Source organism: Leifsonia sp. 2MCAF36, assembly GCF_052115525.1.
Classification (GTDB): domain Bacteria; phylum Actinomycetota; class Actinomycetes; order Actinomycetales; family Microbacteriaceae; genus Leifsonia.
Genome location: NZ_JBFRGV010000002.1, coordinates 261260 through 274527, shown reverse-complemented (window position 1 = coordinate 274527; position 13268 = coordinate 261260). Strand labels below are relative to the sequence as shown.

Annotated in this window: 14 protein-coding genes; 2 read left to right on the top strand and 12 right to left on the bottom strand. The window is 68.6% G+C overall.

The window, feature by feature from the left end; translation table 11 throughout:
• Nucleotides 1–58 precede the first annotated feature (58 nt).
• From AB4079_RS04870 to pdxS, 10 genes are all read right to left on the bottom strand, one after another.
• Nucleotides 59–427, bottom strand: a complete 369-nt coding sequence (locus AB4079_RS04870; protein WP_441786158.1) for a rhodanese-like domain-containing protein — start codon at nt 425–427, stop codon at nt 59–61.
• Between the two features lie 9 nt (nt 428–436).
• Nucleotides 437–1456, bottom strand: coding sequence for a protein translocase subunit SecF (gene secF / locus AB4079_RS04865; RefSeq protein WP_441786157.1), 1020 nt, complete (start codon nt 1454–1456; stop codon nt 437–439).
• Nucleotides 1456–3186 carry a protein translocase subunit SecD gene (secD, locus tag AB4079_RS04860; RefSeq protein ID WP_441786156.1) on the bottom strand — a complete coding sequence of 577 codons (1731 nt, stop codon included), beginning with the start codon at nt 3184–3186 and terminating at the stop codon, nt 1456–1458. The genes secF and secD overlap by 1 nt, the downstream gene beginning before the upstream one ends.
• 63 nt (nt 3187–3249) lie before the next feature.
• A complete protein-coding gene (gene yajC, locus AB4079_RS04855) occupies nt 3250–3672 on the bottom strand; it encodes a preprotein translocase subunit YajC (RefSeq protein WP_441786155.1) in 423 nt (140 codons plus the stop codon).
• Nucleotides 3673–3729: 57 nt separating this feature from the next.
• The gene (ruvB, locus tag AB4079_RS04850) at nt 3730–4767 is read right to left on the bottom strand and encodes a Holliday junction branch migration DNA helicase RuvB (RefSeq protein ID WP_441786154.1); all 1038 of its coding nucleotides are present in this window, start codon (nt 4765–4767) and stop codon (nt 3730–3732) included.
• Entirely contained in the window at nt 4764–5384 is a 621-nt protein-coding gene (gene ruvA / locus AB4079_RS04845) for a Holliday junction branch migration protein RuvA (RefSeq protein ID WP_441786153.1), read from the bottom strand. The genes ruvB and ruvA overlap by 4 nt, the downstream gene beginning before the upstream one ends.
• Nucleotides 5381–5968 (bottom strand): crossover junction endodeoxyribonuclease RuvC, encoded by a 588-nt coding sequence (ruvC, locus tag AB4079_RS04840; RefSeq protein WP_441786264.1) that lies wholly within the window; start codon nt 5966–5968, stop codon nt 5381–5383. The genes ruvA and ruvC overlap by 4 nt, the downstream gene beginning before the upstream one ends.
• 15 nt (nt 5969–5983) lie before the next feature.
• The gene (locus tag AB4079_RS04835) at nt 5984–6745 is read right to left on the bottom strand and encodes a YebC/PmpR family DNA-binding transcriptional regulator (RefSeq protein ID WP_441786152.1); all 762 of its coding nucleotides are present in this window, start codon (nt 6743–6745) and stop codon (nt 5984–5986) included.
• Nucleotides 6746–6760: 15 nt separating this feature from the next.
• Nucleotides 6761–7405 (bottom strand): pyridoxal 5'-phosphate synthase glutaminase subunit PdxT, encoded by a 645-nt coding sequence (pdxT, locus tag AB4079_RS04830; protein ID WP_441786151.1) that lies wholly within the window; start codon nt 7403–7405, stop codon nt 6761–6763.
• Nucleotides 7395–8297 (bottom strand): pyridoxal 5'-phosphate synthase lyase subunit PdxS, encoded by a 903-nt coding sequence (pdxS, locus tag AB4079_RS04825; RefSeq protein ID WP_441786150.1) that lies wholly within the window; start codon nt 8295–8297, stop codon nt 7395–7397. Before pdxS ends, pdxT begins: the two co-directional genes overlap by 11 nt.
• Nucleotides 8298–8403: 106 nt before the next feature.
• Here pdxS and AB4079_RS04820 point away from each other — a divergent pair, with 106 nt between their 5' ends.
• The gene (locus AB4079_RS04820) at nt 8404–9714 is read left to right on the top strand and encodes an aminotransferase class I/II-fold pyridoxal phosphate-dependent enzyme (RefSeq protein ID WP_441786149.1); all 1311 of its coding nucleotides are present in this window, start codon (nt 8404–8406) and stop codon (nt 9712–9714) included.
• A 28-nt stretch (nt 9715–9742) separates the two neighbouring features.
• Nucleotides 9743–10594 carry a pyridoxal kinase PdxY gene (gene pdxY, locus AB4079_RS04815; RefSeq protein ID WP_441786148.1) on the top strand — a complete coding sequence of 284 codons (852 nt, stop codon included), beginning with the start codon at nt 9743–9745 and terminating at the stop codon, nt 10592–10594.
• A gap of 89 nt (nt 10595–10683) precedes the next feature.
• On the opposite strand, the gene AB4079_RS04810 is transcribed toward pdxY, so the two are convergent.
• Together AB4079_RS04810 and thrS are read right to left on the bottom strand one after the other, a co-directional pair.
• Nucleotides 10684–11295, bottom strand: a complete 612-nt coding sequence (locus AB4079_RS04810) for an HIT family protein (protein ID WP_441786147.1) — start codon at nt 11293–11295, stop codon at nt 10684–10686.
• Complete coding sequence (gene thrS / locus AB4079_RS04805) at nt 11283–13265, bottom strand: threonine--tRNA ligase (protein WP_441786146.1); 1983 nt, start codon at nt 13263–13265, stop codon at nt 11283–11285. The genes AB4079_RS04810 and thrS overlap by 13 nt, the downstream gene beginning before the upstream one ends.
• Nucleotides 13266–13268: the final 3 nt, after the last annotated feature.

The following is a 13268-nucleotide window of genomic DNA, read 5'->3' as shown; positions in this document are numbered from 1 at the left end:
CCTTCGTCCATTATGGCCGTTCCGGGTCACCGTTCTTTCACGGTGAACGCCGTCAGACCTAGACGATCGCTCCTGGCGTACCGTCGTCGCGCTCGACCGATGCTCCGAGCGCGTGCCAGGCGAACATCCCGCCCGCGACGTTGGCGGCCGGGTAGTTCGCTTCGTTGAGTGCGTCCGTCACCATTCGTGACCGGCCACCGCCGCGGCAGACGACGAGGATCTGCCGGTCCTCCGGCAGTTCGTGCTGACGTGCCCCCAGTTCCGCGAGCGGGATGTGGTGCGCGTCCGGAGCGTGCCCGGCCTCCCACTCGTAGCCCTCGCGGACGTCCAGCAGCCACGCCGAGCCGGCGTCGGTCAGCTCGCGCGCCTGCGCAGCAGATACCTCGTCGACGGCGAGGAAGCCTGTGGAAGCGGCGGAGTCTGTCATCCGGCCGGGCTACTCCGCGGCCGTGGTGACGGCGTCGGTCTTGATGACGGCCTTCGGTCGGATGGAGCGCACCTTCTGGTCGTGCTTGCGGATCGCCGGTTCCTTCTCGCGGAACTGCGAGTACATCGGGGCCGCAAGGAAGATCGTCGAATACGTGCCGACGATGATGCCGATCAGCAGCGCGAGCGAGATGTCGCGCAGCGTCGCCGCACCGAGAGCGTAGGCACCGATGAAGAGGATGGACGCGACAGGCAGCACAGCAACGACCGCCGTGTTGATCGACCGGACCAGGGTCTGGTTGACCGCCAGGTTCACCGATTCAGCGAAGGTCCTGCGGGTGAGCTCCAGCTCTTCCTTGGTGTTCTCGCGGATCTTGTCGAAGACCACGACCGTGTCGTAGAGCGAGTAGCCGAGGATGGTCAGGAAGCCGATCATGGTCGCAGGCGACACCTCGAATCCGACGAGCGCATACACGCCCGCCGTGATGATGAGGTCGTGGAACAGCGAGACGATCGCCGCCGCCGACATCTTCCAGGTACGGAAGTACAGCGCCATCGCGATGAACGCCAGCAGGAGGAACACCACCAGGCCCTGGATGGACTGCTGGGTCACATCCGCACCCCACGACGGTCCGATGAACGTCGCGGAGACCTCCGACGGGTCGACGCCGTACGCGCTCGCCAGCGCATCCGAGACGTCGTGGGTCTGCGACTCGGACAGCTGGTCGGTCTGCACCCGCACCGCGTTGTTGCCGACCACGCTCACGTGGGAGACAGCGCCCGGCACCACACTGGTGACCGCTGCCTGAGCCTTGGTCGTGTCGGTGCTCGACACGTCGCTGACCTGGAACTGCGAGCCGCCGCGGAACTCGATGGAGAAGTTGAACCCGCCCCTGATCACCGGGACCAGGATCGAGAGCACCACCATGACGGCGGCGATGGAGTACCAGATCTTCCGTCGGCCGACGAAGTCGATCGAGCGCGCCCCGGTGTAGAGGTCGTTACCGAATTTCACGAGACGGTTGGCCATCAGGAGTCCTTCCCGTCGGTGGAGCGATCCGAGGACGCCGAGGCCCCGGCGAGCTCGGCCGCCTTGCGCTCGGCGATCGTCTGGCGGCGTGCCGCCTCCTTGCTGCTGCGGGCGGCCGTACCGGCGCCGACGGGGACCGTCGGAGCCCGGAACTTCGCCGCACCGCGATACACGGCGCCCAGCGCCTGCGGGTCGAGACCGGACAGCGGGTGCCCGGAGCTGAAGAACCGGGTGCGGGCGAGCAGCTGCAGAGTCGGGTGCGTGAAGAGCAGCACGACGATGACGTCGATGATGGTCGTGAGACCCAGGGTGAACGCGAACCCGCGGACGTTGGCGGCCGCGAGCACGTACAGCACCACTGCGGCGAGGAGGTTGGTCGCCTTCGACGCGTAGATGGTCCGGCGTGCCCGGTTCCATCCGGCTTCGACCGCGGATTCGAGTCCGCGTCCGTCGCGCAGTTCGTCTCGTATTCGCTCGAAGTAGACGATGAACGAGTCGGCTGTGAAGCCGATCGCGACGATCAGGCCGGCGACGCCCGCCAGCGAGAGCCGGTAGTCGTAGTGCCACGACAGCAGCGAGATCGTCAGCCAGGTGAGGACGCCCGCGACGACGAGCGAGAACATCGTGACCAGGCCGAGCAGTCTGTACTGGAAGAACGTGTAGATGGCCACCAGGATCAGGCCGATGAGACCCGCGATCAGACCGCTCAGGAGCTGAGCGGTTCCGAGCGTCGCCGAGATGGTGTCCTGGCTCTGCACCTTGAAGCTGAACGGCAGCGCGCCGAACTTGAGCTGGTCGGCCAGCGCCTTGGACGTGGTCTCGGTGAAGTTACCGGTGATCTGCGGCTTGCCGTCGGTGATCGCAGCCTGCGTCGTCGGGGCCGAGATGACCTTGCCGTCGAGCACGATGGCGAACTGGTTCTGTGAGCCCTGCAGGGCGACGAGGCGCGTCGTGACGTCGGAGAAGGACTTGGTGCCTGCGTCGTTGAAGACGATGTTCACGGCCCACTGACCGGTGGTGACGCCCTGCGAACTCTGGACGAGTCCCGCGCTGGCATCCTTGATGTCCTGACCCTTCACCTCGACCGGACCGAGCAGGTACTTGACCTGGTTCTGGTCGTCGCAGGTGATGAGCGGCTTGTCGGTCGGAGCCGAACTCGAGGTCTTGTTCGCGTTCGCCTTGCAGTCGTAGGCGTTGAACTCCGCCTGCAGTTGCGGCGTCACCCAGGCGAGGTCGCTGCCGTTCGTCGGCTTCGTGGACGGCGTCGACTCCAGGCCGGGTGCCGGGGTCGGCGCGGGAGTGGACTTGCCGTCCGCACCCACGACCTCGTTCGTCGGGCCGCCGGCGACGAGCACCGGGCGGAAGTCGAGCCGAGCGCTCGACTTGACGCGGTCGAGCGTCGCCTGGTCGGGCTTGCCCGGCAGCGAGACGACGATGTTGCGCGAGCCCTCGGTGGAGATCTGCGCCTCGGACACGCCGGACGCGTCGATGCGCTGACGGATGATCGACACCGCCTGGTCGAGCTGCTCCTGCTGCACCGACTGACCGTTCTGCACCTGAGGCGAGAGGATGATCTGGGTGCCGCCCTCGAGGTCGAGGGCGAGCTTGGGCAGCCACGTCGCGTTGGAGAACAGGACGCCCGCGGTGAGGGTGCCGAGCAGCACCACTACCAGGACGCCGAGCCACGTCAGCGAACGCCAGGCTTTTTTGACCGGGGTCGACTTTGCCACCTAGGTACTCAGCTTTCTACGAGTGCTCCGGCGCCTCTCGGGCGCCGGAGCCCAGGGAATGTGTCAGTCGTCGCTCTGCGAGCCGCGCTTCTTGGACTCGTCGAGGCGCTCACCGTATTCGGGCTGAGCGGCGTCGGAGTCCGAGGAGATCGCGTGGTCCTGGTTGAGCTCGACGCCCGGGGCGTCGGCGACTTCGTCGTCGGTCTCGGTGGCGGGCTCGGCGACCGTGGGCTCGACCACGCGGGCGAGGACCTGACGGTGCACCTTGACGACGTGGCCGGGGCTGGTCTCGATGAGCGCGGTGTTGTCGTTCTCGTCGACAGACACGAGTGTGCCGTAGAGGCCGAAGTTGGTCATCACCTCGGCGCCCGGCACCATCTTCGATTTGGTCTCATCCTGCTCACGGCGCCGCTTGCGGCTGTTCCGGAACATGAAGAAGACGAGGGCCGCCAAAATGACGACCATCACGATGGTCAACGGATCCATGGAGATTTGCCGAGCCTTTCAATGGGGGCAAGAGGTTGGCCGAACGGCCAGGTTGGATTATATGTCATCCACGAGGGTCGGAGGCTGGGAGGAAGCCACCTTGCGGCTGGGGATCCCCAAGTGGCGCCACGCCGCAGCCGTCGCCATGCGCCCGCGCGGGGTCCTGGTCAGCAGCCCGATGCGCACGAGGAACGGCTCGACGACCGACTCGATCGTCTCCGCTTCTTCTCCGACGGACACCGCCAGCGTGTTGAGCCCCACCGGTCCCCCGTCGAAGCGCTCCAGGATGATGTGCAGCACCGCGCGGTCGAGCCGGTCGAGGCCCAATGCGTCGACGTCGTACAGCTCCAGGGCGGCGCGTACCGCATCCACATCGGCACGGCCGCCGTGCACCAGTGCGTAGTCGCGCACGCGGCGCAGGAGGCGGTTGGCGATGCGCGGAGTGCCCCGGCAGCGACCGGCGATCTCGGCCAGCGCCTCCCGGTCGACGTCGAACTCGAGCATGGTCGCCGCTCGGGTGAGCACCTGGGTCAACTCGGCCTCGTCGTAGAACTCGAGGTGAGCGGTGAACCCGAAGCGGTCGCGAAGTGGATTGGGCAGCAGCCCGGAACGTGTCGTCGCCCCGACCAGGGTGAAGGGGGCCAGGTCGAGCGGGATGGACGTGGCGCCGGCTCCCTTGCCGACCATGATGTCGATCCGGAAGTCTTCCATCGCGAGGTAGAGCATCTCTTCGGCGGAGCGCGCCATCCGGTGGATCTCGTCGATGAACAGCACTTCTCCGGGAGTGAGCGACGACAGCAGTGCGGCGAGGTCGCCCGCGTGCTGGATCGCCGGCCCGCTGGAGAGCCGGAGCGGCCGCCCGCTCTCGTGGGCGACGATCATCGCGAGCGTCGTCTTCCCCAGGCCGGGAGGACCGGCGAGCAGGATGTGGTCCGCCGTCCGCTCCTGCATCCTCGCCGCGGTCAGCAGCAGCTGCAGCTGGCCGCGGACCTTGGCCTGCCCCACGAACTCGGCGAGACTGCGCGGTCGGAGGGCTCCCTCGAAGGCGAGCTCCGACTCCGACTCGACGTCGGGAGTGGTCAGGTCGTCGCTCATCGCGCCACCTGCTGCGCCGGACCGAGGCGCGCGAGGGTCAGCCGCAGCAACGTCTGAACGCTGTCGCGCTCCTTCTCAGCGGTGTCGGCGACGACGTCGGCGATGGTCTCCGCTGCCGTCCGCTCCGGCCAGCCGAGCCCGACGAGGGCGACGAGAACGCTGTCAGAGACCGAGGACGGCGCCCCCGCGGCCTTCGCCACCGGCGTGGGGCGGCGCACAGCGGCGAGCTTCCCCGTGAGCGAGACGACGATGAGCTTGGCCGTCTTCGGCCCGATTCCGGACACCTTACGGAACGGTGCGTCGTCGTCGGCCGCGACCGCGGACGCGATGTCGTCCGGCGAGAGCACGGACAGCACACCGATCGCCGACTTCGGCCCGACCCCGGAGACGCCGGTCAGAAGATCGAACACTTCCAGCTGCTCGCGGTCGAAGAACCCGAACAGCTGCAGCGCGTCCTCGCGGACGATCAGGGAAGTGTGGACGAACGCCTCCTCCCCGACGCGGAGAGACAGCACGTGGTCCGGGGTGAGCTGCACGGCGAAGCCAACGCCGCCCACCTCGATGACAGCGGTGCCGCCGCTCGCCGAGAGCACGGTACCGCGGAGGGAGGAGATCACCGTGCCAGCCTACGGGGAGCCGCCGACGCCCGGCCGGAGCGCTCTGCGGCGCGCCACGCCGACTGCGCAGGGGTGAGCGCCGTGCCCGCCCCGCCTGCGTCCGGCGCGACGGGGCCGCCCCGCCAGGCGTGGCAGATCGCGATCGCGAGAGCGTCCGCCGCATCCGCGGGCTTCGGCGCCTCGGCGAGCCCGAGGATGCGGGCCACCATCGCCTGCACCTGCTTCTTGTCGGCCGAGCCGTAGCCCGTGACGGCGGCTTTCACCTCGCTCGGCGTGTGCAAGCCGACCGGCAGGCCACGCTTGGCGGCGGCGTGGAGCGCGACTCCGCTCACCTGCGCGGTGCCCATCACCGTGCGGAGGTTGTGCTGCGCGAAGACGCGCTCGATCGCCACTGCTGCGGGCCGGTGCCGTTCCAGCAGCTCCTCGATCCCGTTCCCGACGGCGAGGAGGCGCTCCTCGAGCGGCATGCCCGGAGGCGTCCGGATGACGGTGACCTCGACGAGTGTCGCCCGGCGGTCGGGACGCACATCCACGATCCCGACGCCGCAGCGCGTCAGACCCGGGTCGATGCCGAGCACCCGGATCGTCACGGTCGCGACCTACTCGTCGTCGTCGAGCTGCGCCTGCACCTCGGGGCTGATATCGAGGTTGGTGTAGACGTTCTGCACGTCGTCCGAGTCTTCGAGCGCGTCGATCAGGCGGAACACCTTGCGGGCGACCTCGGCATCGGCGTCGACGTTGACCGTTGCGACGAACTCGGCGTCGGCCGAGTCGTAGTCGATCCCGGCCTCCTGCAGCGCGGTGCGCGCGGCGACCAGGTCGGACGCCTCGGTCACCACCTCGAAGCTCTCACCGCGGTCCGTGACGTCTTCGGCGCCGGCGTCGAGCACGGCGGCGAGGACGGTGTCCTCATCCACCCCGTCGGCGTGCGGAACAACGATGACGCCCTTGCGGTGGAAGTTGTAGGCAACGCTGCCCGGGTCGGCCATGGTGCCGCCGTTGCGGGTCATCGCGGTGCGGACCTCGGCGGCCGCGCGGTTCTTGTTCTCGGTGAGGCACTCGATCAGCAGGGCGACTCCGCCGGGGCCGTAGCCCTCGTACATGATCGTCGTGTAGTCGATCGACTCGCCGCTGAGCCCCGCGCCGCGCTTGATGGCCCGGTCGATGTTGTCATTCGGGACGGAGGTCTTCTTGGCCTTCTGCACCGCGTCGACGAGCGTCGGGTTGCCGGACATGTCGGCGCCGCCGGTCTTCGCCGCGACCTCGATGTTCTTGATGAGCTTGGCGAAGGACTTCGCGCGGCGGGAGTCGATCACCGCCTTCTTGTGCTTGGTCGTCGCCCACTTGGAATGCCCGGACACTGGTGCTCCCTCGTCTTACGCCTGAAAACTCGTCCATTGTACGCGAGCGTCGTCCCCGACCCTCTGCGCGTCGGCCACCTTCTGGAGGAAGTACTCGTGGAATCGCGTGTCGCCGGTGATCTCCGGGTGGAACGACGTGCCCAGGAGGTTGCCCTGCTCGACCGCGACCACGCGGCCGTCGGCGACCTGCGCAAGCGCCGTCGCGTTCTCACCGACGCTCTCGACGATGGGCGCACGGATGAATACCGCGTGCATCGGCTGCTCGCCGACGGCCGGAATGTCCAGGTCGGTCTCGAAGGAGTCCACCTGCGAGCCGAACGCATTGCGCCGCACCGCCACATCCAGACCGCCGAGGGTCTGCTGACCGGCGATCCCGTCCAGGACGCGGTCGGCGAGCATGATCAGGCCGGCGCAGGTCCCGTAGACGGGCAGGCCGTCGGAGATCGCAGCGCGCAGCGGCTCGGCCAGCCCGAACGCGCGGGACAGCTTGTCCATGACGCTCGACTCGCCGCCCGGGATGACCAGGCCGCCGATCTCGTCGAGCTCGGCGGCCCTGCGCACCGGAACGGCGTCGGCGCCCAGCCCGCGGAGGACCGCGAGGTGCTCGCGGAAGTCTCCCTGCAGGGCGAGGACGCCGACTTTCGGTCCGTTACCAGCCACGCTCGGCCAGGCGGTGCGGCGCCGGGAGGTCGGACACGTTGATGCCGACCATGGCCTCGCCGAGGCCGCGCGACACCTCCGCGATGACCGACGGGTCGTCGTAGAACGTGGTCGCCTTGACGATCGCGGCCGCGCGCTGCTCCGGGTTGCCCGACTTGAAGATGCCGGAGCCGACGAAGACGCCGTCCGCGCCCAGCTGCATCATCATCGCGGCGTCGGCCGGGGTGGCCACGCCGCCCGCGGTGAACAGCACGACGGGGAGCTTGCCGGTGTCGGCGATCTCGCGGACCAGTTCGTACGGCGCCTGCAGCTCCTTGGCCGCGACGTACAGCTCGTCCTTGGTCATCGAACTCAGCGCCTTGATCTCCGAGGTGATCTTGCGGATGTGCTTAGTCGCCTCCGACACGTCGCCGGTGCCCGCCTCGCCCTTGGAACGGATCATCGCCGCGCCCTCGTTGATGCGGCGGAGCGCCTCACCGAGGTTGGTGGCGCCGCAGACGAACGGGACGGTGAAGTTCCACTTGTCGATGTGGTTGACGTAGTCGGCGGGCGACAGCACCTCCGACTCGTCGATGTAGTCGACGTCGAGAGCCTGCAGCACCTGCGCCTCGACGAAGTGGCCGATGCGGGCCTTCGCCATGACCGGGATCGAGACCTCGGCGATGATCGCCTCGATGAGGTCGGGGTCGCTCATCCGCGCGACGCCGCCCTGTGACCGGATGTCGGCCGGAACGCGCTCCAGCGCCATCACGGCGACGGCTCCGGCGTCTTCGGCGATGCGCGCTTGCTGCGGCGTGACGACGTCCATGATGACGCCGCCCTTCAGCATTTCGGCGAGGCCGCGCTTGACCCGGCTCGATCCGATTGCGGTGCCCTGTTCGCTGTCAGTCATGGTCGCCCTCTCGTGCATACTCGTGCGGTACAAAAATAGTTTTGGCCTATGCCGAACGATAGCATCCTCGTCCCCTGTGGTTAGACTCGCAGGCGTCGGGAGGGACATGGACCAGCAGATCATCACTGGCGCGACAGCGTCCGAGATCGCGGCGAGCGTGCGGGCGCTGCACGAGCGCGGAGCACTCCGCACCGGCGACCCCCTCCCCCCGGTCCGCGAACTCGCCGCCCAGCTCGGGGTGAACCGCAACACGGCGGTCGCCGCCTACCGACTCCTCGCCCAGGCCGGCGTGGTCACGGCCCGCGGTCGCGCGGGCACCGTCGTCGCCGGCGTCGCGGCTGTCGCTCAGGAGGGCTACGCCCCCGACAGCGTGCTGCGCGACATCGGCACCGGCAACCCGGACCCCGGCCGCATCCCCGACCTGACATCCGCACTGGCCCGAGCGGTCGGGCGGCCCGTGCTCTACGGCGAGCCCGTGATCGACCCGGCCCTGGAAGAGCGCGCGCTCGCCTGGGTCGGCGACGCCCTCCCGGACCGTCCCATCCGGATCACCGTCACGAACGGAGCGGTGGACGCGGTCGAGCGGCTGCTCGCGCAGGCGCTGCTCCGCGACGACGCGGTCGCGCTCGAGGACCCGTGCTTCCTGGCAAGCATCCACACCGTCCGGCTGGGCGGCTACCGCGCCATCCCGGTACCGGTGGATGCCGAGGGCATGACCGTCGACGGCCTGCGCGCTGCGCTGGACGCGGGCGTCCGCGCGATCATCTGCACGCCCCGTGCCCAGAACCCGACCGGGGCCACCCTCTCGCCTGCCCGCGCCGCGGCCCTGCGCGCGGTGCTGGCCGACCATCCCTACGTGCTCGTCATCGAGGACGACCACTTCTCGATGCTCTCGCAGCGCCCGTACGAGACGCTGATCGGCCCGGACCACCGCCGCTACGCGCTCGTGCGGTCGGTGTCCAAGTCGCTCGGCCCGGACATGTGCCTCGCCGTCGCGGCGACCGACCCGGAGACGGCCGAGCGGCTCTCCTTCCGGCTCAGCCCGGGGACCACCTGGGTGAGCCACATCCTGCAGCGCCTCGTGCTGGCGCAGCTCACGGACGAGTCGGCGCTGAGCGAGGTGGCCGCCGCCGGCCGTCACTATGCCGAACGCAACGCTGCCTTCGCGGCCCGGCTGACCGAGCGCGGGCTCCCGACGGAGGCTGGCGACGGGCTCAACCTGTGGGTCGACCTCCCCGTCGAGGCACGGGTCGTCGCCGACCGTCTGATGCGACGCGGCTGGCTGGCCCGCACCGGCGACGAGTTCCTGCTGGGCGAGCATCCCGCCCCGTCGCACCACCTGCGGCTGACGGTCCACGACCTGACCGAGGACGAGACCGAGCGGCTCCTCGACGATCTGGCCGACGCCGTGAAGTGAGCGTGGGCCAGGATGAGAGGATCGAAGGATGAAGATCCTCTCGATCCAGTCCGCGGTCGCTTACGGTCACGTCGGCAACTCCGCCGCCGTCTTCCCGCTCCAGCGCATCGGCGTCGAGGTGCTCCCGGTCTACACGGTGAACTTCTCCAACCACACCGGCTACGGCGCCTGGCGCGGTCCGCTGATCTCCCCCGACGACGTCCGTGACGTGATCACCGGCATCGAGGAGCGCGGCGTGCTCGGCCAGGTGGATGCGGTCCTCTCCGGCTACCAGGGCGGCGAGGGTATCGGTGACGTCATCATCGACGCCGTCGCGCGCGTGAAGGCCGCCAACCCGCACGCCGTGTACGCCTGCGACCCGGTGATGGGCAACGCGAAGTCCGGCTGCTTCGTCGCGCCGGCGATCCCGGTGCTGCTGCGTGAGCGCGTAGTCCCGGTCGCCGACATCATCACGCCGAACCAGTTCGAGCTCGGCTTCCTGACCGACACCTCCCCCGACACTCTCGAGTCGACCTTGGAGTCGGTGGATGCGGCCCGCGCGATGGGGCCGAGCACCGTCCTCGTGACCAGTGTCGAGCGTCCCGACGCCCCCGACGACACGATCGAGATGCTGGCCGTCGACGACGCCGGCGCCTGGATCGTGCAGACTCCTCGGCTGCCGATGAAGGCGAACGGCTCGGGAGACGTCACGGCCGCGCTGTTCACCGCGCACTACGTCCGCACCGGCGACGCGGAGCTCGCGCTCCGGAAGACCGTCTCCAGCGTCTTCGACCTGCTCACCCGCACGCTCGAATCGGGCGAACGCGAGCTGCAGCTCGTCGAGTCGCAGGAGTCGTACGCGCACCCCCGCGAGCAGTTCCCCGTCCGCCAGCTCCGCTGACCCCGCACTCCCTCCGCGCCCCCACCAACGCGTCCTCGCTTAATCCGCGATCGGTCGGCGTGTCCCCGGATTAACCGAGGAAGCGATCATTACGGAGTCGGCCAGGCTTCGGCGATGGCGGCACGGACCTCGCCGAGCAGCTGGGGCAGCGCCTTCGTCTTGGCGATGATCGGCAGGAAGTTCGCATCCTGAGCCCACCGCGGCACGACGTGCTGGTGCAGGTGCGCGGCGATGCCTGCCCCTGCGATGACGCCCTGGTTCATGCCGAGGTTGAACCCGTCGTTCTTCGAGACCTCGCGGATGACGCGCATCGCGGTCTGGGTGAGGCTGCCGATCTCGGCCACCTCCTCCGGCGTCGCCTCGTCGTACAGGGCGATGTGGCGGTACGGGCAGACCAGCAGGTGACCGCTGTTGTACGGGAACAGGTTGAGCAGCGCGTACGCGTGCGTCCCGCGAGCAACGATCAGGGCATCCTCGTCGCTCATCGTCGGTGCGACGCAGAACGGGCAGTCGTCTTTCCCGGGCTGCTGACCGTTCTGGATGTACACCATCCGGTGCGGAGTCCACAGTCGCTGGAACTCGTCGGGCACACCGACCAGGTACGACGGGTCGTCGATGCGGACGCCGTCCTGCGACGCGCCGTCCTGCGACGCGCCGTCCTGCGACCCGCCCCCGTACGAGTCGAGGTTCAGTCGTGCCATGCCGTGTCGACCAGCTCGTGGCTGCGAATGCTCTCGACGATCCGCTCGATCGCCTCGTCCACGGTCACGCCGTTGCGCTGGGTACCGTCGCGGAAGCGGAAGCTCACCGTTCCCGCCGACGCGTCCTCCTCGCCGACGATCAGCTGGAAGGGCACCTTGGCCTTGGTGTGCGTGCGGATCTTCTTCTGCATCCGGTCGTCCGAGTGGTCGACCTCGGCGCGCACGCCGCGGGCGCGAAGACGCGAGATCACGTCGTCGAGGAACGGCGCGTACTGGTCGGCCACCGGGATGCCTACCACCTGGACCGGAGACAGCCAGACCGGGAACGCTCCCGCGTAGTGCTCCAGCAGGATTGCGAAGAACCGTTCGATGGAGCCGAGCAGTGCCCGGTGGATCATCGCCGGCTGCTTGCGCGTGCCGTCGGCGGCGTTGTACTCCAGCTCGAACAGCTCCGGCTGGTTGAAGTCGAGCTGGACGGTGGAGAGCTGCCAGGTGCGGCCGATCGCGTCGCGTGCCTGCACCGAGATCTTCGGGCCGTAGAAGGCGGCCCCGCCCGGGTCGTCCACGAGCTCCAGGCCGGACTCGATCGCGACCTCGCGCAGGGTCTCGGTCGCGGTCTCCCAGCTCTCGTCGCTTCCGACGTACTTGTCCGGGTCCTTCGTCGACAGTTCGAGGTAGAAGTCGGTGAGGCCGTAGCCGCGCAGCGTCTCCAGCACGAACTCGAGCTGGCGCGCCACCTCGTCCTTGATCTGCTCGTCGGTGACGTAGATGTGCGCGTCGTCCTGGGTCAGACCGCGGACTCGGGTCAGACCGGCCAGCGTGCCCGACTTCTCGTAGCGGTACACCGTCCCGAACTCGGCCAGGCGCAGCGGCAGCTCGCGGTAGCTGCGGCCGCGTGCCCGGAAGATCAGGTTGTGCATCGGGCAGTTCATCGGCTTGAGGTAGTAGTCCTGCCCCTGGCGGGTGATGTTGCCGTCGGCGTCACGCTCCTCGTCCAAGTGCATGGGCGGGAACATGCCGTCCTTGTACCAGTTGAGGTGCTGACTGATCTCGTACAGGTGCGCCTTGGTGATGTGCGGCGTGTTCACGAGTTCGTAGTCGTTCGCGATCAGACGCTCGCGCATGTAGTTCTCGATCTCGTTGCGGATGATCCCGCCCTTGGGGTGGAACACCGCCAGGCCCGAGCCGATCTCGTCGGGGAAGGAGAAGAGGTCCATTTCGGCGCCGAGCTTGCGGTGGTCGCGCTTGGCGGCCTCCTCCATGCGCGTCTGGTACGCGCGCAGCTCCTCTTTACTGGGCCACGCCGTCCCGTAGATGCGCTGCAGCTGCTTGTTCTTCTCGTTGCCGCGCCAGTAGGCGGCGGCGACGCGGGTGAGGGCCCAGCCGTTGCCGATCATGCGGGTGTTCGGCAGGTGCGGACCCCGGCAGAGGTCCTTCCACACGGTCTCTCCGGACTTCGGATCGACGTTGTCGTAGATGGTCAGCTCGCCGGAGCCGACCTCGACGCTCTCGCTCTCGTCGAACGCGGCGGTGTCGCCGTGCTGGGCGCCGCCCTTCAGGCCGATCAGCTCCAGTTTGTAGGGCTCGCCGGCGAGCTCGGCGCGTGCCTCCTCGTCGGTGACGACGCGGCGGACGAACCGCTGGCCCGCCCGCTGGATGCGCGACATCTCCTTCTCGAGTGCCTTCAGGTCCTCCAGGGTGAACGAGTCGAGCACGTCGAAGTCGTAGTAGAAGCCGTCGGTGATGGGCGGCCCGATGCCCAGCTTCGCCTCCGGGTTCACGGCCTGTACGGCCTGTGCGAGCACGTGAGCGGTGGAGTGGCGCAGGATGCTGAGGCCGTCCGGCGAGTCGATGGTGACCGGTTCCACGGTGTCCGTGGTCGTGACGGTCGTCGCGAGGTCCTTCAGCTCGCCGTTGACGCGCATCGCGACAACGGAACGGTCGGTGAAGAGCTCGAAGCCGTCGGCCACCTG